At 61.7% G+C, this 20,761-nt stretch carries 21 protein-coding genes; 7 read left to right on the plus strand and 14 right to left on the minus strand.

The features are described from left to right. Positions 1-15: 15 nt before the first annotated feature. A complete protein-coding gene (ligA, locus tag I5L79_RS08105; protein ID WP_196954536.1) occupies positions 16-2,160 on the plus strand; it encodes an NAD-dependent DNA ligase LigA in 2,145 nt (714 codons plus the stop codon). Between the two features lie 49 nt (positions 2,161-2,209). Then, positions 2,210-2,605: a rhodanese-like domain-containing protein gene (locus tag I5L79_RS08110; RefSeq protein ID WP_196954537.1), complete on the plus strand. Its 396-nt coding sequence runs from the start codon at positions 2,210-2,212 to the stop codon at positions 2,603-2,605. Between the two features lie 260 nt (positions 2,606-2,865). Here I5L79_RS08110 and I5L79_RS08115 read toward each other — a convergent pair whose 3' ends face one another. Then, a complete protein-coding gene (locus tag I5L79_RS08115) occupies positions 2,866-3,783 on the minus strand; it encodes a polysaccharide deacetylase family protein (RefSeq protein WP_196954538.1) in 918 nt (305 codons plus the stop codon). A 129-nt stretch (positions 3,784-3,912) separates the two neighbouring features. On the opposite strand from I5L79_RS08115, the gene dapA reads away from it, so the two are divergent. Continuing rightward, positions 3,913-4,779, plus strand: coding sequence for a 4-hydroxy-tetrahydrodipicolinate synthase (gene dapA, locus I5L79_RS08120; RefSeq protein WP_196954539.1), 867 nt, complete (start codon positions 3,913-3,915; stop codon positions 4,777-4,779). A gap of 129 nt (positions 4,780-4,908) precedes the next feature. On the opposite strand, the gene I5L79_RS08125 is transcribed toward dapA, so the two are convergent. From I5L79_RS08125 to I5L79_RS08145, 5 genes are all read right to left on the minus strand, one after another. Continuing rightward, entirely contained in the window at positions 4,909-5,646 is a 738-nt protein-coding gene (locus I5L79_RS08125) for a (Fe-S)-binding protein (protein ID WP_196954540.1), read from the minus strand. Positions 5,647-5,673: 27 nt separating this feature from the next. Further along, positions 5,674-6,258 carry a DUF3592 domain-containing protein gene (locus I5L79_RS08130; protein WP_196954541.1) on the minus strand — a complete coding sequence of 195 codons (585 nt, stop codon included), beginning with the start codon at positions 6,256-6,258 and terminating at the stop codon, positions 5,674-5,676. Continuing rightward, positions 6,258-7,109 carry a hydroxymethylglutaryl-CoA lyase gene (locus I5L79_RS08135; protein WP_196954542.1) on the minus strand — a complete coding sequence of 284 codons (852 nt, stop codon included), beginning with the start codon at positions 7,107-7,109 and terminating at the stop codon, positions 6,258-6,260. The genes I5L79_RS08130 and I5L79_RS08135 overlap by 1 nt, the downstream gene beginning before the upstream one ends. Positions 7,110-7,181: 72 nt before the next feature. Next, entirely contained in the window at positions 7,182-8,159 is a 978-nt protein-coding gene (locus I5L79_RS08140) for a hypothetical protein (protein WP_196954543.1), read from the minus strand. Positions 8,160-8,283: 124 nt separating this feature from the next. Continuing rightward, positions 8,284-9,051, minus strand: a complete 768-nt coding sequence (locus I5L79_RS08145) for a helix-turn-helix domain-containing protein (protein WP_196954544.1) — start codon at positions 9,049-9,051, stop codon at positions 8,284-8,286. 163 nt (positions 9,052-9,214) lie between these two features. On the opposite strand from I5L79_RS08145, the gene I5L79_RS08150 reads away from it, so the two are divergent. Then, positions 9,215-10,561, plus strand: coding sequence for a M23 family metallopeptidase (locus I5L79_RS08150; protein WP_196954545.1), 1,347 nt, complete (start codon positions 9,215-9,217; stop codon positions 10,559-10,561). Between the two features lie 205 nt (positions 10,562-10,766). On the opposite strand, the gene I5L79_RS08155 is transcribed toward I5L79_RS08150, so the two are convergent. From I5L79_RS08155 to I5L79_RS08165, 3 genes are all read right to left on the minus strand, one after another. Continuing rightward, positions 10,767-11,366, minus strand: coding sequence for a hypothetical protein (locus tag I5L79_RS08155; RefSeq protein ID WP_196954546.1), 600 nt, complete (start codon positions 11,364-11,366; stop codon positions 10,767-10,769). 176 nt (positions 11,367-11,542) lie between these two features. After that, on the minus strand, positions 11,543-12,253 hold the full coding sequence (locus tag I5L79_RS08160; RefSeq protein ID WP_196954547.1) for a hypothetical protein: 711 nt from the start codon (positions 12,251-12,253) through the stop codon (positions 11,543-11,545). Then, complete coding sequence (locus tag I5L79_RS08165; protein ID WP_196954548.1) at positions 12,250-13,917, minus strand: S8 family serine peptidase; 1,668 nt, start codon at positions 13,915-13,917, stop codon at positions 12,250-12,252. The genes I5L79_RS08160 and I5L79_RS08165 overlap by 4 nt, the downstream gene beginning before the upstream one ends. 211 nt (positions 13,918-14,128) lie before the next feature. Between I5L79_RS08165 and I5L79_RS08170 the strand changes: the two genes are divergently transcribed. Next, complete coding sequence (locus I5L79_RS08170; protein ID WP_196954549.1) at positions 14,129-14,962, plus strand: OmpA family protein; 834 nt, start codon at positions 14,129-14,131, stop codon at positions 14,960-14,962. A gap of 324 nt (positions 14,963-15,286) precedes the next feature. After that, positions 15,287-15,523, plus strand: coding sequence for a hypothetical protein (locus I5L79_RS08175; protein WP_196954550.1), 237 nt, complete (start codon positions 15,287-15,289; stop codon positions 15,521-15,523). A gap of 132 nt (positions 15,524-15,655) precedes the next feature. Here I5L79_RS08175 and I5L79_RS08180 read toward each other — a convergent pair whose 3' ends face one another. From I5L79_RS08180 to I5L79_RS08200, 5 genes are all read right to left on the minus strand, one after another. Continuing rightward, positions 15,656-16,219: a 2'-5' RNA ligase family protein gene (locus tag I5L79_RS08180; protein WP_196954551.1), complete on the minus strand. Its 564-nt coding sequence runs from the start codon at positions 16,217-16,219 to the stop codon at positions 15,656-15,658. A gap of 5 nt (positions 16,220-16,224) precedes the next feature. Next, the gene (locus I5L79_RS08185; protein WP_196954552.1) at positions 16,225-16,698 is read right to left on the minus strand and encodes a hypothetical protein; all 474 of its coding nucleotides are present in this window, start codon (positions 16,696-16,698) and stop codon (positions 16,225-16,227) included. A gap of 106 nt (positions 16,699-16,804) precedes the next feature. After that, complete coding sequence (locus I5L79_RS08190; protein WP_196954842.1) at positions 16,805-18,190, minus strand: M28 family peptidase; 1,386 nt, start codon at positions 18,188-18,190, stop codon at positions 16,805-16,807. 90 nt (positions 18,191-18,280) lie between these two features. Further along, entirely contained in the window at positions 18,281-18,826 is a 546-nt protein-coding gene (locus tag I5L79_RS08195; RefSeq protein WP_196954553.1) for a histidine phosphatase family protein, read from the minus strand. Between the two features lie 8 nt (positions 18,827-18,834). Then, complete coding sequence (locus I5L79_RS08200) at positions 18,835-19,839, minus strand: DUF1028 domain-containing protein (protein ID WP_196954554.1); 1,005 nt, start codon at positions 19,837-19,839, stop codon at positions 18,835-18,837. 147 nt (positions 19,840-19,986) lie between these two features. On the opposite strand from I5L79_RS08200, the gene I5L79_RS08205 reads away from it, so the two are divergent. Next, positions 19,987-20,670, plus strand: coding sequence for a response regulator transcription factor (locus I5L79_RS08205; RefSeq protein ID WP_196954555.1), 684 nt, complete (start codon positions 19,987-19,989; stop codon positions 20,668-20,670). The last annotated feature ends 91 nt before the right edge of the window (positions 20,671-20,761 follow it).

Raw genomic sequence — 20,761 nt, forward strand, 5'->3', positions numbered from 1 at the left:
TGCCTTTCCCTTGATATGCCCGACCTGAGCCAGATCCAGCAGCAGATAGCCGACCTTACGGCCCGCCTGCACCACCTCAACTACCAGTACTACCAGAATGACCTGTCTGAGGTGTCGGACCAGGAGTTTGACGCCTTGCTGCGCGAGCTGCAGGAGCTGGAGCGCCAATACCCCGAGTTGGCTTTGCCCAACTCGCCTACCCAGCGTGTGGGCGGCACCATCACCAAGCAGTTCCCAACGGTAGAGCACCGCTTTCCTATGCTCAGCTTGGCCAATACCTACTCTGAGACTGATCTGCGGGAGTTTGATGAGCGGGTGCGCCGGGGCCTAGAAGGCGCCGCCTACCAGTATGTGTGCGAGCTTAAGTTCGATGGGGTGGCCATGAGCCTCACCTACGAAGACGGCCAGCTCACGCGCGGCGTCACGCGCGGCGACGGTACCCGTGGCGACGTGGTAACCAGCAACGTGCGCACCATCAACACCCTGCCTCTGCACCTGCGCCCCATGCCCGGCCAGCCCCAGGATTTTGAGGTGCGTGGTGAAATATTCATGCCATTGTCGGTTTTCAATGACCTGAATGCGGAGCGCGAGCAGAACGGCGAAGCCCTGCTGGCTAACCCGCGCAACGCCGCCTCGGGCACGCTCAAGCTGCAGGACTCGGCCCAGGTAGCCAACCGGCGGCTGCGCTTCTACGCCTACAGCTACCTCAGCCCGCGCCGCACCGATTTTCCCACCCACAGCGCCGCCCTCGCCGCCCTCAAACAGTGGGGCCTGCCGGTATCCGATACCTGGCGCTTGTGCGGGTCCATCGAAGAAGTACTGACCTTTATCCATCAGTGGGAAAAAGCACGATTTGAGTTGCCCGTAGCTACCGACGGAATCGTGATAAAGGTGGATGATCTGCAGCAGCAGGAAGTGCTGGGCTTCACTTCCAAAAGCCCGCGCTGGGCCATTGCTTACAAGTACCCGGCCGAGGCTGCCCGCTCCCAGTTGCTGGGCATCCAGTACCAGGTAGGCCGCACCGGGGCCGTCACGCCGGTGGCCCTGCTCACACCCGTCCCCCTGGCCGGCACCATCGTCAAGCGCGCTTCGGTGCATAACGCCAACCAGATTGCAGCCCTCGACTTACGCGTGGGCGACACGGTGTTCGTGGAAAAAGGCGGGGAAATCATTCCCAAAATCACAGGTGTAGATGTAGCGGCCCGGCCTGCCCACGCCGAACCTATTATTTACCCCACGGAGTGCCCGGCCTGCGGCACGCCGCTGGTGCGGCCCGAGGGCGAAGCACACTTCCGCTGCCCCAACGACCGGGGCTGCCCGCCCCAGCTGAAAGCCAAGCTGGAGCACTACGTGTCGCGCAAGGCTCTGAACATCGACGGCCTGGGCGCCGAAACCGTCGGCCGCTTTTTCGACCTGGGGTTGGTGACGGATGCAGCTTCCCTTTATGACCTCCCTTCCAAGGCCACCGAGCTGGCGCAGCTGGAGCGCCTGGGCGAAAAATCGGTGCAGCGGCTGGTGGCTGGGCTGGAGCAAAGCCGGCAGGTGCCGTTTGATAGAGTGCTTTATGGGCTGGGCATCCGCTACGTAGGCGAAACTGTGGCAGAGAAGCTGGCCTACCATTACCGCACTATCGACGCGCTGGCGGCTGCTTCAGGGGCCGAACTGGCCGCTGTGCCGGAAGTAGGGGGCGTCATTGCCGAGTCGGTGGCTGCGTGGTTTGGGCAGCCCGAAAACCGCGACCTGCTGGAGCGGCTGCGGGCAGCCGGGGTGCAGCTGGCTCTCACCGGCGAAGTACCTCAGGCGAAAAGCGACCGGCTAGCCGGGCAGACGTTTGTGCTTTCGGGCGTATTTGCCGAGCACAGTCGGGAAGAGCTACAGGAACTAATCCAGCTGCACGGCGGCAAAATCACGGGCTCTATTAGCAAGAAGCTGTCCTTCCTGGTAGCCGGCGACAAGATGGGCCCCGCCAAGCGCGAAAAAGCCACCGAGCTGAAGGTGCCCATCATTTCGGAAGCTGAGCTGCTGGCCATGCTGCCCACGGGCGAGGAACCTGCAGCCTCAGCTCACGAGCCTACCAACAGCCTTACGACCGGCTCAGAGGCCGCTCAACACGACACACAGCCCTCGATTGGCACCAACGGACAGACTTCACTGTTTTAGGTGGTGAAGCAGTTCTGCAACTAGGCTTCTTTCACCTCGCATTTACCTTATGAAACTTCTTCGAGTCGGACTACTTTGGGCGCTGTCAGCCTTCCTTACAGGGGCGCTGGCGCAGGCTCCAACCCCGCCGCCTCCCGATGTAACCCCGGCCAAGGCGGCCAAACTCATCCGTAAACAACAGGTAGTGGTGCTAGACGTGCGCACACCCGAGGAATATGCCGCCAGCCACCTTGCGGGCGCCCGCAATGTTAACTTCAAAGCCGCCGACTTTGCCCAGCAGGTGGCGACGCTTGATACAACGAAAACATACCTCCTTTACTGCGCTAGCGGTAACCGCAGCAGCAAAGCCGCCGTCGTTCTACGCCAGCAGGGTGTACGGAAGGTGGTAAACGCTGGCGCGCTGAAAGACCTGCAAGCGGCAAAACCACGGCTTCGCGTGGAGTAGTAGGACTTCGCAGATTGGACGTTTCACCTACATAATATCTGTCATCCTGAACGCCGTGAAGGACCTGCTCACGCCAGCACGAGTTGGTGCAACGTGAGCAGGCCCTTCACTGCATTCAGGATGATAATTGAGTTCATAAAAAAAGCCTTGCACAATGCGAGGCTTTTTTATGCTTAGTATTCAACCTAGGAATTGCGCCGTTCCCAAAATCCGTGGAATCAGATTAATCCGCAAGAATCCGTGGTTCCGCAGTCACTGGTTTAGAAGCTCTGAACGATGCTATTGTGCAGGGTGCGGGGGCTCCAGTAGCCGCTGGCAATAATGCGGCGGATGGTGTAGAGCGGGTCCTGCTGGTCGCGCTTCTCAGCCAGGATAAAGGCTGCATCCATGCCCCGCTTTTTCAGCTCCGGAATGGACTCAGGCCGCCACAAACCGAAGGGAAAGGCGAAGTAGTTAATCTTTTTGCCTGTAATTTCCTCCAGCGTCTTGGTGGGCTTTTCAATCTGCGTCACCCAGTCCTGTCCTTCGTACTTCTTCACGTTGTGGTGGTCCCAGGTGTGGGAGCCGATGACGTTGCCTTCGTCGGAAAGCTGCTTTACCTGCGCCTTGCTCATGTAGTTGGGTCGGCCCAGGCTCACCGTCATCACAAAGTACACGGCCTTGTAGCCGTACTGCTCCAGCGTGGGCCGGGCTACCGTGAACTGGTCGAGGTCGGTATCATCGAAGGTGAGCATGATGGGCTTGCTCGGCAGCTTGGCCCCGGTGGTGAGGTAGGCGTAGAGCTGATCGGGCAGGATGGTGTGGTAGCCAGAATCGGCCAACATCTTCATCTGCGCCTTGAACTGGGCTACCGGAACAATGTAATCCTTAGCACCTTTTGAGTCTTTGGCGCGCCAGTCACGAATCTGGTGGTAGCACAGGATGGGCACCTGCGGCCGCGCCAGGATAGCGGCAGCATCGGCGCGCTGGGCAGCCGGAATTTCACTGGGGCTGGGGGCCTTGGCAGTGGCGTCAATCGGGGCGGCGGGAGCAGCAGTGGATGCGGCGGAGTCGGTGGGTACAGCCGCGGCCGTGGGGTTTTCCGAAGTAGTAGCGGGCTTGGTTTCGCAGCTGGAAAGCAACAGGCCGGCGGCCAGGGAGGCCGAAGCCAGGGTAAGCGGGGTGCGGAAGCGAATCATGGACAAAGTTCGACGAGCGGCGGGGCATAGCCACTCGTCAGGCGAAAAGGGAGAAATGGCGGGAAGCCGGGCTTTGCGTACCTTCGCGGCGGCTCGTCCCCCTCTACAAAACAACAGCTTATTCTCCGTATGGACAAACTACACGGTACCGGCGTGGCCCTGGTTACCCCGTTCACCGCCTCCGACCACGCCATTGACTACCCGGCTCTGCGTCGGCTCGTAGATTTTATTATTGAGGGCGGGGCCGAGTACCTAGTCATCAATGGCACCACGGCCGAGTCGCCCACGCTCACGGCTGAGGAGCGCAAAGGTATTCTGGATGTGGTACGCCAGCAGACTAAGGGGCGCGTGCCACTGGTCTACGGCATTGGGGGTAACGATACGGCAACCGTGGAGCAGCAGCTGCGCACCACTGATCTAGCGGGCGTCTCGGCTATTCTGTCGGTGAGTCCAGCCTACAACAAGCCCAGTCAGGCGGGCATCATTCAGCACTACCTGCGCCTAGCCGAAGCCTCACCCCTGCCCATCATCCTCTACAATGTGCCGGGCCGCACCATGTCCAATATGACGGCGGCTACCACCCTGCGCCTGGCCCAACACCCCAACATCCTGGGTATCAAGGAGGCCAGCGGAAATCTGGAGCAATGCATGGCCATTGCCAAGGGCAAGCCTCACGGCTTCCTGCTCATCAGCGGCGACGACCTGATGACCACCGCCTTGGTTTCTTTCGGGGCAGTCGGAGTGATTTCGGTACTGGCTAATGCCTTTCCCAAACGGTTCTGCGACATGACCCGCGCCGCCCTGGCCGGTGACTTCCCCAAGGCCAGCAAGCTGCTCTTCGACTTCCTCGAAATCAACCCGCTGATGTACGAGGAAAGCAACCCCGTAGGCGTGAAGGCCGCACTGGCCAGCTTGGGCCTCTGCTCCCCCGCCGTGCGCCTGCCACTGGTAGAAGCCACAGAAGGCCTAAAGGAGCGCGTGCAGAAGCTGCTCTAGTCGCTAATGGATTGTGCTAGCCCGTATTGCATGAGTTTGTAAACACAACAACGCCTCGGCTATCTAGCTGAGGCGTTGTTGTGTTTGGTCTTTCCGGTTACTTTTCAAGTAAGCCGAAACAAGGCAATTCTACCATCCGCTGGCTAGGGCATCGGCTACGTGCAGGGTTTTGATGGGCTTATTTTCGCGGCGGATATAGGCGTCGAGGTGCATGAGACAGCTCGTGTCGGTGCTGATAATGTACTGGGCACCGGTAGCCAAGGCATGCTCCACCTTCTGCTGGGCCATGGCCACCGAAATAGCCTCGAACTTGACGGCAAAGGTGCCGCCGAATCCACAACAGGTTTCGTTGTCAGCCATTTCCACTCGCTCCAAACCAGTTACAGCATCCAGCAACAGCCGTGGTGCTTCCTTGATGCCGCACTCGCGCAGGGCCGAGCAGGAGTCGTGGTAGGTATACTGTCCCGCCAGCGCGGAGCCGGGGATTTCGGTGATGCCCAGCACGTCTACCAGAAATTCGGTTAGCTCGAAGATGCGGCGCTGCAGGCCGTAGTAGCGGGGCTGGTCGTCGGTGCCCTCAAACAACTCGGCGTAGGCGTTGCGCACCATGCCCACGCAGGAAGCCGAGGGGCTCACCACATAGCGGTCAGACGCGCCGGCTGGGAAGTCGTGCAGGAACTTGCGGGCTACGGTGCAGGCTTCGGTTTTATAGCCGGCATTGTAGGCGGGCTGGCCGCAGCAGGTCTGGTTGGCGTTGTAGTGCACTTCGCAGCCCACGGCTTCCAGCACTTTCACCATGTTCATGGCTGTGTGCGGGAAAATCTGGTCTACAAAGCAGGGAATGAACAGGTCGACGGCAATGGGCATGGCTGGCGGCGGAAAGCGCGAAACAGATTAAGCAGTGCGCCGGCGAAAGTACGGCTTCAGCGCCGTTCGTACGTGCCGGTTGGCAAGTAACAGGGCAATGGGCAGCAGCCCCAGCAACCCAAAAGCTACCGCGCCCATTTGGTTTTCCGTGCGGGTATGGTTGTAGGAAAGCAGTACTTGCCCCTGTTTTTCCAACTGATACACTTGTGCCCGGTCCGGCGCCGACTCGCGGTTGTAGTACACGCGCACCGAGTCGCCCACGTGCAACAGCCGGCGGTAGTCAACCGCCAGCTCCCCGCTCTGGCCCAGGTAGACTTCCAACGGCTCAGGCTGACCGGCCAGAGTAAACCGCAGCGTGTACGGCTCGGTGCGGCTGCTGGCGCGCTGCACTGCTACTTGTTCCAGTACCCCATCAAGGCGCGTCAGATCGTCCATCGGGCGCGTAGACCGGTACCAAAGCAAGCCCGCGCCGGCCAGCATTCCCACTACCAACACGAGTATCCAGATAAGCGCCTGGCCTACTTTAGGCTGCGCTTTCTGAGCGGCAGCATAACGCTGGCGGCGTTCCTGCTGCCGCTGCTGGTATGCGGGCTTTGCTGGTCGCGTAGGCATTAGTGCCCGGCAAAAATCTGCTGATTCAGCCTCTCCGCTTCGGCCAGGGCCTCCAGGTTCAGGTGCAGCTCCTCTCCCGCTTGGGCGGCATATTCGATGAGCCGCTCGGTGGGCATGTTCCCGGTGAGGGCATCGGCAGCCATGGGACAGCCGCCGTAGCCGCCCAAGGCGCCGTCAAAACGGCGGCAGCCAGCCTCGTACGCGGCCTGCACTTTCTCGCGCCAGCTTTCGGGCGTGGTGTGCAGGTGGGCCCCAAATTCAATGTGCGGAAACGCTGCCGACAGCTCCCGGAACGGCGGGGCAATGGTAGCCGGCGTACTCGCCCCAATGGTATCCGACAACGCCACAATACCGACGCCCAGCGCATCGAGCTTCTGGGTGAACTCGCCCAGCACGACGGGGCTCCAGGCGTCGCCGTAGGGGTTGCCGAAGCCCATGCTCAGGTATACCACCTGCTCCTGGCCGGTGCGGGCGCACAGCTCCTGCATGCGGGCCACGTCGTCGAGGGCCTGGGCTATGCTTTTGTTGGTATTTCGCTGCTGAAACGTCTCGGAAACCGAGAGTGGGAAGCCGATGTAGCGAATCTGGGGGTGCTGGGCGGCGGTTTCGGCCCCGCGCAGGTTGGCTACGATGGCCAGCAGCCGCGTGCCCGACTGGCTCAGGTCCAGCCCTTCCAGCACCTCGGCGGTGTCGGCGAGCTGCGGAATGGCTTTGGGCGAAACGAACGAGCCGAAGTCCAGGGTGTCAAACCCTACCCGTAGCAGGGCATTGAGGTAAGCGGTTTTCTGGGTGGTGGGAATGAACGTGGTCCAGCCCTGCATGGCGTCGCGGGGGCATTCAACGAGTTTCATAGGCGGCGGGAAATGGGTGGAACGTAAAGGTAGAATCCTGCCCCGACAAACCACCAGCCCCTGCCTTAGCAGCTAGCTGCGCACGATGCCGTAGCGGCCACCTTTCACGTCCAGAATCAGCGCGCCGCCTACGAAAGGCTCGTTGCCCAGCATGCCATCCATGCCCGAAAAGCGCATCAGCGTTTCCTGCATCAGGTTCATGCCGGTCATGTACGTGACGGTGCCCAGCGGTACTTCGGCAGTACCGAAGCGGAACCGGGAGGCAGTAGGTGCGGTGTACAGCAGCAGTTTTTTCCCCCAGGAGTTGGTGGTATCGGTGCGGGTGGGAGCCCCGGGCGTGGCCATTTCCTGCCAGTTATCCTGGCTGGTGAGCAGGTTGTAGGCACTGGCTCCCGAGTCGAACAACAGTTGGCGGGGCTGACCATCCAGGGTGGCATCGAGCAATACGCGACGCTCTTTGAAAGCCAGCGGAGCAAACGTGGCACGGGAGGCCAGCGCCGCCGGCACTTCGTTGCCCAGGGTGAAGCGGCCGGCGGCGTAGTCGAGCACCAGCACGCGGCCATCCAGGGCATCGGTTCCCAGGGAGCCGATGATATAGGGCGCGAGGGAGTCGGCGGGCATAGTACCCGTTCCGTTGATAATCACCTTCGTGTTGCCAACGGCTACCTGGGCGCCGCCCAAAGCAAAGCGAAACTCGGGCACTAGGTTTCCCTGGAGCTTCAGGCTGGTACCCAGGCTGGGATAATGACGGGTAAGCGTGTCCAGTTGGTTGGCGTAGAGCACGGTGTACGGGGCACCGGTGTCTACCTGCAGGTAGCAGGTGCGGGGGCAGTTGGGCAGCCGCACGGGTACCAAGAGCCCGGCGTGGGGTACAGCAGGCTTGGCCGTGGTATCGGCCCACCAGCGCAGGTCGCCGGAGGCGGGCAGGCCCGCTACAGTCAGTTGGTTGGCGGGTGGGGCAAACTTCTGCTTCATGTAGAAGTAGCCACCAATACCGCTCAGCACGAGGAGCAGCAGAACGGAAAGCAGGATTTTGGCAAGCGTTTTCATAGCGGGAAAAGAGAGGGTTAGAAGACGGAGGCAAACCTAGCCGCATTCGTCTCCGGCCCCTGCGTCATTTTGCCGCCATTTCCCCGCCATTTCTCGCAACCCGCTTTTTAGCAGATACTTGCCCTTACAGCCGAATCCGATAAATATTCAGATTACCACGCCGAAGCTGCCCGGCGTAGTAGACAACCGTCAGCACATTGAGCAGATACGACCCGATAAACACCGCCAGATACCCGCCCCGCCACAGCGTCAGGTGCAGCGCATGCGCTACTTGGTAGCCCACCATCAGCACTATGTAAGCAAAGAAGCAGCCCACCTGCCACAGAATCTGAAAGCCCAGCACCCGCCGGCCTACTTCGGCCGCGTGCAGGATGGTGTGGCGTCGCCGCCGCCAGAGCACAAACGGCACGATGATGTTGAGCAGCGGCAGCACCAGCAGGCTCAGGGCACTCAGGTTGAGCAGCTGCAGAAACTCCGGGTCGGGCCGCAGCGGGCTGTAGTGCGTGACGACCGGCTCGGGCGGGGCAGCTACCAATGCGGTTTGCGGAGCTGGTTCCGGGGTACTCGTCAGCGCCTGCTCATCGGCCCGGCTTAGCGCCTGACCTGGCCCGGCCAAGGGCTCGGGTATTTCCGGGGCAGCCGTAAAGGGTGTTGATGCCACTGAAGCACCGACCGGTACCGGAGCTGCTACGGGCTCAGGCTCCGCCCGGAAGTCCGCCAACGACACGCCCAGTGCGGCCGCCAGCGCCTGCAGGGTGTGGCCCCGGGGCACGGTTTCGCCCTGCTCTACTCGCTGGATGGTGCGCAGGCTCACGCCCGACTGCTCGGCCAGCATTTCCTGGGAAAGACCTTTGCTTTTGCGGAGGGCAAGGATGCGGGCAGCAGAAAACATAAGCGAAAACGAAACAACGAAAACAGGGCAATGATACAGCTTTCCGCCGCCGCGCTCTGAATTCGGGGTGGCATTTTCGGATAAATCTGTCCTTTTACCAGGCTGCTTTCCCGGCGAACTACCGCGCCCATTTCGGGGTTTTATCTGGAATTCCACTTCTTCTATGTCGATTTCTCTGCGCCCCGCGCTTTATCTGTTTGTTTTCCTTGTGCTGACAGCCTGCGGCAAGCAGCAAACCCTGCAGGGCATCTTTCACCAGCCCACCACGCCCCACGAAATCTACGCCCGCCGCCTGCGCCAGGCTGGCCTCGACGGCACCGCCCTGGGCCGGGACTGGCTGAATGCCGCCGACAAGGCCCTACGTGATTCGCTGGTCGTGACGCTGCCCTTCGAGGAAACCGGCTACTTCCGGGCCGAGCGGGCTACCGCTGCTTCTTACCGCTACGCCGTACGGTCAGGCGAAACCGTGCGGGTGAGTCTAGAATTGGCGCCCGGCACCCAGGCCCATGTGTTTCTCGATGCCTTCGAGCTCCAGCCCGACCGCGCCGCACCCACCCACTTGGCTTCCGCGGACACTACTACCCTTTCCTTTAGCTACGTGGTGGAAGATGACCGGCAGCACCTGCTGCGCGTGCAGCCCGAGCTGCTGCGCACCGGCCGCTACACCCTGCGCATTCAGCGCACGCCTTCGCTTTCCTTTCCGGTGCAGGGCAAAAACGACGTGGCCGTGGGCTCGTTCTGGGGGGCTGAGCGCGACCATGGCGCCCGCCTGCACGAGGGCATCGACATCTTTGCCAGGCGCGGTACGCCGGTGGTGGCCGCCGCGGCCGGCTACATCACCCGGGTAAATGAAACCCCACGCGGAGGCAAAGTGGTCTGGCTGGCCGACGCCGCCCACGGCCAGCACATTTACTACGCCCACCTCGACCGGCAGCTGGTGCAGCCCGGCCAGCAGGTACACATCGGGGATACCCTGGGGCTGGTAGGCAATACGGGTAACGCCCGCACCACCCAGCCCCACCTGCACTTCGGCGTGTACCGCGCCGGCCGCGGAGCCGTAGACCCCTACCCCTTCGTGCGCCGCGCCGATGCCGCGCCCAATGCCCCGCGCAGCCTGCCCGCCCGGCTGGGCCAGTGGGTGCGCGTGCGCGACAAAGCCACCGACCTGCGCCGCAGCCCCGCTGCCAAAGCCGGGAAACTAGCCAGCCTGCCCCGCCACACGGCCCTGTACGTAGTTGGCGCCCAGGCCGAGTGGTACCGCGTTGAGCAGCCCGATGGACGAATTGGCTACCTCCCTACACGTGCCGTAACTCCCGCCGCCGAGCCCCTGTGTCGCGAAACGCTGCCGGCCGAAGCCAGGCTTTTTGCTTTACCCCAACTAGACGCGCCCCAGCTCGGTTCTTTGCCTGCGCGCAGTACCGTAGCGGTCCTGGGCGAGTTTGCGGGCTACCGGCTGGTGCGGGAAAGCGGCGGCGGGCTGGGCTGGCTGCCGGCCGGCCAAAAATCGTAACTCTTCCTTGCTTCTTCACCGTGTCTTCACGCGACTGCGCTAGCTTAGCTGCGGTGAATTGGAAGTGGTATGGGGCAGTTCCGGTTGCTGAGAGCTGCCCCGTATTTCCGATGCCAAACCAGTCGTTTGCTCTCCTTATTCATACAAAAGCTCCAGCCATATTCTGACTGGAGCTTTTCTTTTGATTCGGTCATTTAACTTTCTTCTATTCAGCTACTATCACCGCCTTATTCAGCTTGCGGGCATAGGCAATGCGCCGCTCCCGGCCGTCACTGGTTGTATAGTCGAAGCCCACGGAGCGGTTGTCTTCGCGCACGGCCTGCCAGGCGTCCTGGTCAGCTACAGTGGTTGCCTGCATGCTGCGCGGTACGGCCGGAGAGGTGAACTTATCGGCCTGGAAGAAGCCGTTCATAGACTTGAGAATGGCAATTTCCTTGTCGCGCACGGTAGCAGCCTGAGGATCTTCCAGCTCCCGCTCGTCCAGCAGCGCTGTGGCCGGCATTACCTCGTTGCGGAGGGTGTCGCCTTTGCTGTTGATGATCAGGAAGCGGGCCTGGCTGTTGATGATCTTGGTGCCTTGCAGCAACAATACAAACTGGTCTTTCGACTTGGGGTCGGAGAATTCATGGCTGGTGCGCACGGCATTCAGCACGCTGGTGGGCGTGAGGCGGGCACGCTGGCCTTCGGGGGTGGGAGTAAATACCCGGTCAGCATTCTTGGACGTGGCCGATTCGCGCTCGGTAGTGATACAGGAAGCCTGCATCAATAAGAAGCCGAAGGACACGGGGAGCAGCAGTTTTTTCATGGGAAGAGCGAAACGGTGTCGGGCAAAAAGAAACCGGGATAAAGCCGCTACGCCGGTTGGCGAAGCGGCAGCGGGCCGCCGGATGCAGTAAACGGCCCGACAAAAGTGCAATAAGAGGGCAATGTAGGGGCACATACGGCAAAGGATGTTGGAAGTTAGCCTTTGCCGGCCCGTTGTCAGAACCAGCCCAGCTCCAGGCCTACTGTCCAGCGTGGCGGCTCCGCCCAACCGGTGGTTTCGGCACCCTGCCAGCTGGTGGAAAAGCGCCGTCGGGCTACCACGGCGTACCGGTCGGAGCCCAGACGGGCACTAACTCCATAGGACCACCGGGCAGCGTACGGCAGGCCCCGCTCAGTTACTTTCACCACCTTAGGGCCGGCGGCAGGGCGGTCTTTGTAGCTGTGCAGCGTGGAAAAAACCCAGCCGCCCCAGCCGCCCACATCCACGTAGCGGCCGATGACGTTGCCGCGCCGGCCCACGTTCAGGCGCAGAAAAGGTTCGACCTGTACCTGCTGCCAGGTTAGGCTTTCCTGGTCGTACTGGGCGGCAGTGGGCAGCTGCTTGGAACCGCCCTGGTCGAGCCGGTAAGTAAGGCGGCAGTACTGCCCATTCAGTCCCAGTGCCAGCGGCTGGCTTAGCCGCCACTTCTGGCGCCAGCCCAGGAACAGCTCCCCCGAGGCACCGTAGCGTAGCGGCATAGCAACTGCACTGGCCCCCACCACCGGCGCGTAGCCAATGTACCCATGTCCGTAGCGGACGCGGTTGGGGCCGGAGCGCTGCACGGCCGTATCGGCGGCTACATCTCCCTGAAACAGCACGCGCTGCGCGGCCACGGGCAGGCAGCTCCCAAGGCCCACAACCGTGCTCAACAGTAGGCTTTTCTTCATGGCTGCACGGTATAAGCCTGGGTGTAGCCGTTCAGCGAAGCCCGCACGGTATCATGGGGCCGCAGCTGCGCCAAGGGAAAACGGGCCACCAGGCGCTGTTTTACTTCCCGGATTTCATAGGTACGCAGCACCCCGCGCACATCGGCTACGTGCAGGTACAGGTAGCCCGGAGCTTGCCCCACGGCCGCCGTCGGGGTATCATCGTCGAGCAGCTGCCCCACGGCGGGTGCAGGCTCCGAGTTTTCAGGTAGCGGCGGCAAGTCACCCGCCGGTTGGCGCACGACTATCGACAGGGTGGAATCGGTGCGCACGAAATCGAACGTAGGTTCTGGGTTAACAGCCGGCGCGGCCAGGAAACGGGCGGCGCCGGGCACCCCGTAGCCCTGGGCGTAATCGAAGTACGGGTATAGGCTGCCAGCTTGCTGCAGGGCCTGAAACAGCTGCATAACGGTGAACTGACGCTGCTGCTGCCAGAAGCAGGCGGCCAGCCCGGCCACCAGCGGGCTGGCAAACGACGTACCCTCCGTCCGCTCGTAGCCACCGGGCACGGCCGTAATAGCTTCGCCAAAGGCAGCCACATTGGGCTTCAGGCGCCGGTCGGCAGTGGGCCCGCGCGAGGAAAAGCTTTCCGGCAGCCAGGTTGCCGGGTCGATACCGCCTACGGAAAGCACGGAATCCTGGTCGGCGGGCGTGCCCACGATGCCCCAGCGGCTGTCCTCGCCGTCGTTGCCGGCCGCGCACACCACCAGGATGCCTTTGCGCACGGCCAGCGCGGCGGCGCGGGCTACCAGGCTGGTGCGGCCGTTCATCTGCTCCCGAAAATAGCGCCGCTCGGTGTAGCCCAAAGATGAGTTGATGATGTCGGCCCCATTGCGGTCAGCCCACTCCACGGCGGCCAGCCAGGCTTCTTCCTCGCTGTACCGCTCACTTACTTCGCGCTCGGTGCGGGCCAGCAGAAACTCCGCTTCCGGGGCCAGGCCCAGGGCAGTGCTATCGGGCAGGCGGCCGGCCAGGCAGGAAAGTACCTGGGTGCCGTGGGTGCCGTAGCCATATACAAAAGGCCGCTGGCGGATAAAGTCCCAGGTGGCCGCCACCTTTTGGCCAGCGCGCAAGTGCCCGAAGGCCGGATGCACATCGGTACCCAGAAAACCTACGTCGAAGATGGCAATGCGCAGGCCCCGGCCCGTGAGGCGGGCCCGCCGCAGCTGCGCGGCACCCAGGGCGCCCGTCTGCTGGCGGGCCAGCAGCTGGTCGGTTTCGGAAAGTGTGCTTTCAGCTGTTGAATGAGAAGCCGAAGCAGCCGGCCGGGCATCGGGCGTGGAGGCGGAGGTGCGCGCAACCACGGCCTCCACGCCCGGCAGGAGGCGCAGGGCCGCCGCCTGGGCAGGCGTAGCATGGCAGGCCACGGCGTTGCACCAACGGCTCACAAACGTGACGGTGTCGGCATGCTGCCGGATGGCCTGCACATAGGCCGGGGGCACGGGAAAATCGGTGCTGTCGGCGGGCGGCAGGTGCTGGCGCAGGCGGCGCTGCTGGGCAGCCGGCGTGAAATACGCAGCCGCATCGAGCGTGCTTCCCTTCTTGTTGCGCAGCAGCACCCAGTACGGAGCGGCGGGCGGCGGGCCGGGGGCCGCCAGGGTCGGGCCGGCGAAGCTGGCCAGCACAAGTAAGCGTATGTTTTTTCGGATTTGGCGGCTGAAGGCCAGACAACACTGCATAGAGAATACAAGCTCCGCCCGGGGCACGGCGGGGCCGCGAAGGTACAGGTTCGGGGCGGGCAGCGCAACCAAGGGCCCCGAAGGCCTGGTAACTGCCCGGCTTCCCGGCCCGTTTCAGGCAGCAGTTCATTTGTTTTCCAACTGACTTTCCTGAATCATGCCTCATTCATTGCTTCGTACTCCTTTCCTGGCGCTGCTTGGCCTGGCCAGCCTGCAAGGCGCTACCTCCTGCGTATCGCAGAAAAAATACACCGAGCTGCAGCAGCAATACCAGGCCCTCACCCAGTCGCGCGACCAGCTGCAGGCCAGCAAGCAGGCACTGGAGCAGGATAAGACGCGCACCGAAGAAGCCCTGCGCACCAGCCTGCTCAGCAAAAATCAGCAGGTAAACCAGCTCAATGAAAACCTGAGCGGGGCCCAGCAAACCAACTCACAGCTCTCGGCCGATCTGCGCTCGAAAGAAGCCCGCATTGCCGAAATGCAGCGCATTCTGGAGCAGAAGGACCAGGCCGTGAAGGCGCTGCGCCAGAAAGTGGCCGACGCGCTGCTGGGCTTCAACGCCAACGACCTGCAGGTGAACCTGCGCAATGGCAAAGTGTACGTGTCGCTCTCGGAGCAGCTGCTGTTTAAATCGGGCTCCACCAAAGTTGACCCCAAAGGCCAGGAAGCCCTGAAAAAGCTGGCCACGGCGCTGCAAGGCAACCAGGACGTGAACGTGCTGGTGGAAGGCCATACCGATAACGTGCCCATTCTGAAGGGTACCGCCGGCCTGCAGGACAACTGGGATTTGAGCGTACTGCGCGCCACCGAAATTACCCGCATCCTCACGCAGGCTGGGCTGAGCAGCACCCAGGTAACGCCTTCGGGGCGGGCCCAATATGCGCCCGTAGCCCAGAATGATACGCCGGCCAATAAATCACTGAACCGCCGAACGGAAATTATTCTCACACCTAAACTGGATGAGTTATTCCAGATTCTGGAGCAGAATTAACCCGCTTGTCTGAACGGACTGCGCCGTATTTTACCACAACTTATAGCAAGCATTTTCCTCTGGCACTCAGCGTATTTTCCTACCTGATTTGCTGTGGCGAGCCGCAAGGTACCTGTAAATTACCGGCCGCAATTGTGCACCTCGCAGCCGGGCCGCGCCTGAAATCGACTGTCTATTGCCAAAAGGCCGCGAAAAAGAAATTCGAATAATTAAAACTAAATAAGCTGCTTATCGAATAAGCAGTTGTCTGACGGAATTTTTTATTCCACCTTTGAGCCGAGTTTTATTTCATTTCTTTCAACCTCACAACAAACTCCCCAGCACATGGCAACTGCCGACCTCAATAAGCTGCAACAGATTCTGGCCAATGCCGAAGAAAACGAAGCCGTAATCGGTCAGATTCGCAAGAACATGACGAAGGTGGCCGATCTGATTGCCGAAATCAACACGATGCTGGAGCCCGGCTACAAGCCTGCTGCCAAAGAGCGTAAGCCCCGCGCCGCTTCTACCGGCACCGGCAAGCGCCCTGGCCGACCCCGCAAATCGGAAGCCGCTGCGTAGCCACGCTACTATTTTATTGGAGCAACAGAATTGCCGGTGAAACAAAGTGTTTTACCGGCAATTCTGTTTCCAGTCAGTCGATTATCAGCAAATTATTCTTTGCCGTGAGCAGCTTTTATTAATTTAGCGCGGTTAGTTGTTGCCCGACAAGCAAAATTCGGCGGCTACTTCCCAGGCCGTGCCCCGATGCTCAAACAACGTAAGCTGCTGCACCGAAAACTGCGCGGCATAATTCCGGCCGGCAAATATTTTTTGAAGCTCCGGCACTTTATCGGCGGGAAGGTCGCGCGTAGCCAGCGTCATGTGCGGGGTAAATGGCCGGTTTTCGAGGGGAATATCCAGCTGATGCAGGCGGCACCACTGCGCCAGGCGCTGGTTAAAATTCTTTAATGTTTCGGGGGAATTAACGGAAATAAATAACGTGCGGCTGCCGAACCACGCAAAGTCCTGCAAACCCACCGTAAACTCCGTTTCGGAGGCAGCAAACTCGGCCAGCACTTCCGCCGCCTGCCGGGCAAACTCCACCGGACGATGCACGGGCGGCCACAGCGTGATGTGCGGCCGCAGCCGGACTGCGTTGCGGCTACCCGTGCGGGCATGAACTTCCTGCTTGAGGGCCCACACCTGCCCCAGCACAGGCTCCGGCGGCACAATGGCCAGTAAGTAGAGAGAGGTTGCGTTGGTACTAATGGCCACGTTATTTAGTGCGGGTATGCATTTTCCTCACGAATACAGAGCCACCGGTCCCCCACCGAATGGCCTTCGAAATAGGCAACTTTGCCTGGGATGAAGGAAATAATTGAGGCTGTGCTCGAGCCAACAACTGCAGTTACAGCCTCCTCAACCGATAATATTAGCTGATGTAGCGCCTCATCAGCAGACATGACGTAACACGTTTGCAGGTTAAACCTGGCAACACGCTGCCGAACGAAGGCCCGGTCTTGTTCCCCGCTTCCCTTCGGTAGCTGTGTGCAGTAGCGCAGGTCCAGCGAGGCCCACAGGTTATCCATTCCCAGCATCGGGTTTATTCCTAACCGTTCTGCCCGCAACCGGCGCTTAGCTGCTTTCTTCGACTCTTCGCTTAGTGCAACGCCCCTGGCGCGCTTTGTAAGAAATGCAGTTAGGAAAGCGTCCAGATGCTCATGCATTGTAAGATAAGAATAGTGCTCCATCATAGTCAAAGTAAAAGTAAAACATCCTGCCGAAAGCAGCTTCCGACAGGATGTTCGATAATTTAGTTGCTTAGCAGTAGGCTGAGTTTTGGAGCCAACTACTCAACATTTACAGCCCGTACTTGCCGAGCAAATACACCAGCGCGGCCATGCTGGCGTTGCCCAGCTCAAGCTCACGGCGGTTTACCTTATCAAAGGTGTCGGCGGCGGTGTGGTGGATGTCGAAATAGCGCTGGGAATCACACTCGTAGCCGATAAGCACCCGGGCCTGGTCCTTGAGCGGGCCGATGTCGGAGCCGCCGTGGCCGGGTGCAATGTCGCAGCTGCCGTAGGGCTGAAACAGGGGCTGCCAGCGCCGGATCTGCCCCAGCATGGCTGGAGAGCCTTCAATACCGAATCCGCGCGGCGTAAACCCGCCCCCATCCGACTCCATAGCAGCCAGGTGTTGCTCACCGGCCGCTTTGGCCAGCTCGGCGTATTTGAGGCCGCCGCGTAGACCGTTTTCCTCGTTCATGAAGAGCACGGCGCGCACCGTCCGCTCGGGCCGCAGGCCCGTGGCCTTCAGCAGACGCAGCACTTCCATGCTCTGCACGCAGCCCGTGCCATCATCGTGGGCGCCCTGGGCCAGGTCCCAGGAGTCGAGGTGGCCGCCTACGGCAATGATTTCGTTGGGGTACTTCGAGCCCTTGATTTCGCCTACCACATTGTAGCTTTTCACGTCGGGCAGTTCCCGGCAGCTCATTTCCAGCTCGAAGGTAAGCGTGGGGCTGGCTTTGAGCAAGGCGCTGAGCTGGTCGGCGCCGTTGGTGCTGAGGGCGGCGGCCGGCACGCGGGTCACGCCGTCTTCGTAGCGCATGGTGCCCGTGTGCGGGAAGTCGTCGTGGGCCAGGGACAGGCTGCGCACCAAGGCCCCGATGGCCCCGCGCCTGGCAGCCTCGGCGGCCCCGCTGCGGCGCTGGTCACCGGCTTCCCCGTAGGCCCGGCCGGTTTCGATGTAGGTGGGATTCATGGGCCGATTGAAGAACACGATTTTGCCCTTCACCTGCTCGGCGGGCAGGGCGCGCAGCTCCTGAATGCTCTGCACTTCCACCACCTGCGCCTTCAGCTTACCGCCCACCGAGCCACCCAGGGCGCACACGTTGAAGCTCACGGGCTTGCCTTTCGCAGGCTTCGCTTCGGCTTTCTCCTTGGCACCCCGCTCCCAGTGCGGCACCATCACTTCCTGCAGATATACCCGGTCGAGGCCCATTTTCTCCATCACCTGCTTGCCCCACTGCACCGCCTGCTCGGCCTGAGGGGAGCCGCTTAGGCGGCCGCCAATCTGCCCGGTAAGGTAGCGCAGGTTCTCGTAGCTCTGCCCGCGCAGCAGGGCTTCGTCGTAGAGCTTGCGGATGTTGAGGGAGTCGGTTTTGGAGCTGTTGGTTTGGGCAGCGGCAGGCAGGGTCAGGCCCGCCAGCAGCAGGCCGGCGGCCAGGGAGGAGCGTAAAAAGTGCATCAAAGGAAAGTATAAAAGAAGAGGAAGTCGTGGCCTAAAGTAACTACCGGAGGTTAAGTGTTGCGCGCAGAAGTTAATCCGAACGGCGCTTTAAGGCCGGCCGGCCCCGTATCGCCGCGCTTCGGCGCTGGGTGCCTTGGTGGTATCGGCCGGCAGCGTGACTTGCAGCAGGTAGTTGTACTCGTCGTCGCCGATGGTGGGCACGGGGCGGCGGGCTCCCAAGGCTTCGGCGGTTTCGAGGATGGTATTGGAGTGGCCCGCTACCACCACGCGGCTGCCCCGATATTCGTGGCGGATGCGAGTGGCCAGGGCAGGCAGCTGGCTGGCATCGTACAGCTGAATCGGCAGTTTCAGCTGAGTGGCCAGGGGTTGCACGGTATTTTTCGTGCGAGAAGTATTCGTGCTGAATACGGCTTTGATGCCCCGCGCTGCCAGCGTGTCGTGCAGGGCCTGAGCGCGCTGCTGGCCGGCCGGCGTCAGGGGCGGGTCGGTGAGGCCGGGCGTGAGGTCTTTTTCGCCGTGGCGCACGATGTATACGACGGTAGGCGCGGCGGCCGGGGGCGGCGCGGTTTGCGAGGTGGCGCAGCCCGCCAGCAGCAGGCCCGTCAGCAAAGTGAGAACGTTCTTGGGTAGCATCGGCAGGGTTATTTCAGGGTCAGGATTTGCTTGAGCTCCGCCTCACTCACGGTCAGCAGGCCGACTTTGGGCAGGCGCTGGGTGAGGGTGCGCCAGTTGGGGTCCTGCCGGAAAATGGGGCGCAGTAGCTTGAGGGCGGCCGGCATCTGCTGCTTGTTGGCCAGGCTGATGGCGTGCCAGTAGCGCATTTCCAGGTTGTCGGGGAAAAGCTTTTCGGCGGCTTCGTACTCGCGGATGGCACCGGGCACGTCGTTCTTTTCCACGGCCAGGTCGCCGGCATTCATGTGCTCGTAGGCGCGGTGCAACTGCAAAAGGCGGCGCAGTTCCTTGAGAGGTTCGGCAGCATCGTCCACCCGCAGGTCGATGAGTCGGTCGTCCCAGGGCGCGGCACTGGTCTGGGCGCGCACGACCAGCAGCGCCGCCGACTGCCGCCCGCGCACGTCGCCGCCCGCGGCCTGGGCCGCGTCGAGGGCCGCCAGTACCCGCTCGGGGAAGGGCAGCGCGGCACCCTGCTCGTAGGCGCGGGCCATGGCGGCGGGCACTTGGTTGGTGAGCATCATATTGGCCTGCACCGAGAACTGCGCGCCGGTTTGCTGTCCGGCCATATCAATGCACTTAGCCCCGGTGTGCACGGCCACGTTGCCCTTGCTGTCGACCACGGCCACCTGGCGCACGTCGCGGCCTTCGTCGGTGCGCAGTAGCTCATCCAGGGTTTGCTGGGCCGTTTTGCCGCTTTTTAACAAGGCCAGCCCACGGGGGCCAAAGGATTTGTTGGTGAAGGATTGGGTGGCAATGGCCCCTACCCCGGCCTCGGCCCAGGACACGCTGGTGCCCACCGAAAACCAGTGGCTTTGCACGGCCACAGCCAGGTCGCCGGATTTGGGGTCGCGGGCCACGATGGAAAACGTGTGGGCCAGCGGGTCGGTTTGAGTGTAGACCTGGGCGGCCGCGGGCCGCAGAGCCGCAGGGCCACCCAGCAGGGCTACGGCCAGAACCCATCGAAGAATGCGCATAAGAACGGAGTACAGGAAATGTGGGGCGGGAAGATAAAGCCTTCGGCGGCACTTTCGGGTCGGGGCTTCATCTACATTTCACGCATGGGGTGCGTATGTTGCAGGAGTTGCCCGGCCGTTATCCACCCGCCCCCTAGCCTGTACCCCATGCACGTTCTGCTCGTCGAAGACGAAAAAAGCCTCCACAACGAAGTGCGCCAGTTTCTGCGCGAGGCCCAATACCTGGTCGATTCGGCTTACACTTACGCCGAGGCTTCGGAGAAAATCTACGTCAATAGCTACGACTTCGTGCTGCTGGACCTGGGCTTGCCCGACGGGGACGGGCTGCAGCTGCTGCGCGAAGCCCGCCAGAACGAGCGGCAGGAAGCGGCCTTCATCATTCTCACGGCCCGCGGCGCCCTCGACGACCGGATTCGGGGCCTCGACTTGGGTGCCGACGACTACCTGCCCAAGCCCTTTTCCCTGTTGGAACTCACCAGCCGCATGCAGGCCATTGTGCGCCGCAAGTTCGGGCTCAAGCGCCAGGAGTTGACCTTTGGCCCCGGCTTCGTGCTCGATGCCACCGGCCGCACCCTGCGCTACCAGGACCAGGAAATCAACCTCACCAAAAAGGAGTTCGACCTGCTGCACTACCTGCTCCTGCACCGGGGCCGTGTGCTCACCCGCCTGCAGCTGGGCGAGCATCTGTGGGGCAACGTGCTGGAAGATGACTCCGACTCCAACTACATCGACGTGCACATCAAGAACCTGCGCAAGAAGCTGGCCCATTACTCCCCCACCGACTTCCTGGAAACCGTGCGCGGCATCGGTTACCGGGCCAAGAGTGAATGAGTGAATGGGTGAGTTCCGTAAGGCCGCTGTAGAGACGCGATACTTCGCGTCTCGTCGTCCGAGCAGTTCCAACGATTGTCGTTCAACAGAG

Source organism: Hymenobacter guriensis, assembly GCF_015773195.1.
GTDB classification, from domain to species: Bacteria; Bacteroidota; Bacteroidia; order Cytophagales; family Hymenobacteraceae; genus Hymenobacter; species Hymenobacter guriensis.

What these genes read in the sequence shown, in the direction of transcription:
- ligA (WP_196954536.1), top strand. Translation starts at nt 16, where the DNA reads ATGCCCGACCTGAGCCAGATCCAGCAGCAGATAGCCGACCTTACGGCC.
- I5L79_RS08110 (WP_196954537.1), top strand. Translation starts at nt 2,210, where the DNA reads ATGAAACTTCTTCGAGTCGGACTACTTTGGGCGCTGTCAGCCTTCCTT.
- I5L79_RS08115 (WP_196954538.1), bottom strand. Translation starts at nt 3,783, where the DNA reads ATGATTCGCTTCCGCACCCCGCTTACCCTGGCTTCGGCCTCCCTGGCC.
- dapA (WP_196954539.1), top strand. Translation starts at nt 3,913, where the DNA reads ATGGACAAACTACACGGTACCGGCGTGGCCCTGGTTACCCCGTTCACC.
- I5L79_RS08125 (WP_196954540.1), bottom strand. Translation starts at nt 5,646, where the DNA reads ATGCCCATTGCCGTCGACCTGTTCATTCCCTGCTTTGTAGACCAGATT.
- I5L79_RS08130 (WP_196954541.1), bottom strand. Translation starts at nt 6,258, where the DNA reads ATGCCTACGCGACCAGCAAAGCCCGCATACCAGCAGCGGCAGCAGGAA.
- I5L79_RS08135 (WP_196954542.1), bottom strand. Translation starts at nt 7,109, where the DNA reads ATGAAACTCGTTGAATGCCCCCGCGACGCCATGCAGGGCTGGACCACG.
- I5L79_RS08140 (WP_196954543.1), bottom strand. Translation starts at nt 8,159, where the DNA reads ATGAAAACGCTTGCCAAAATCCTGCTTTCCGTTCTGCTGCTCCTCGTG.
- I5L79_RS08145 (WP_196954544.1), bottom strand. Translation starts at nt 9,051, where the DNA reads ATGTTTTCTGCTGCCCGCATCCTTGCCCTCCGCAAAAGCAAAGGTCTT.
- I5L79_RS08150 (WP_196954545.1), top strand. Translation starts at nt 9,215, where the DNA reads ATGTCGATTTCTCTGCGCCCCGCGCTTTATCTGTTTGTTTTCCTTGTG.
- I5L79_RS08155 (WP_196954546.1), bottom strand. Translation starts at nt 11,366, where the DNA reads ATGAAAAAACTGCTGCTCCCCGTGTCCTTCGGCTTCTTATTGATGCAG.
- I5L79_RS08160 (WP_196954547.1), bottom strand. Translation starts at nt 12,253, where the DNA reads ATGAAGAAAAGCCTACTGTTGAGCACGGTTGTGGGCCTTGGGAGCTGC.
- I5L79_RS08170 (WP_196954549.1), top strand. Translation starts at nt 14,129, where the DNA reads ATGCCTCATTCATTGCTTCGTACTCCTTTCCTGGCGCTGCTTGGCCTG.
- I5L79_RS08175 (WP_196954550.1), top strand. Translation starts at nt 15,287, where the DNA reads ATGGCAACTGCCGACCTCAATAAGCTGCAACAGATTCTGGCCAATGCC.
- I5L79_RS08185 (WP_196954552.1), bottom strand. Translation starts at nt 16,698, where the DNA reads ATGATGGAGCACTATTCTTATCTTACAATGCATGAGCATCTGGACGCT.
- I5L79_RS08190 (WP_196954842.1), bottom strand. Translation starts at nt 18,190, where the DNA reads ATGCACTTTTTACGCTCCTCCCTGGCCGCCGGCCTGCTGCTGGCGGGC.
- I5L79_RS08195 (WP_196954553.1), bottom strand. Translation starts at nt 18,826, where the DNA reads ATGCTACCCAAGAACGTTCTCACTTTGCTGACGGGCCTGCTGCTGGCG.
- I5L79_RS08200 (WP_196954554.1), bottom strand. Translation starts at nt 19,839, where the DNA reads ATGCGCATTCTTCGATGGGTTCTGGCCGTAGCCCTGCTGGGTGGCCCT.
- I5L79_RS08205 (WP_196954555.1), top strand. Translation starts at nt 19,987, where the DNA reads ATGCACGTTCTGCTCGTCGAAGACGAAAAAAGCCTCCACAACGAAGTG.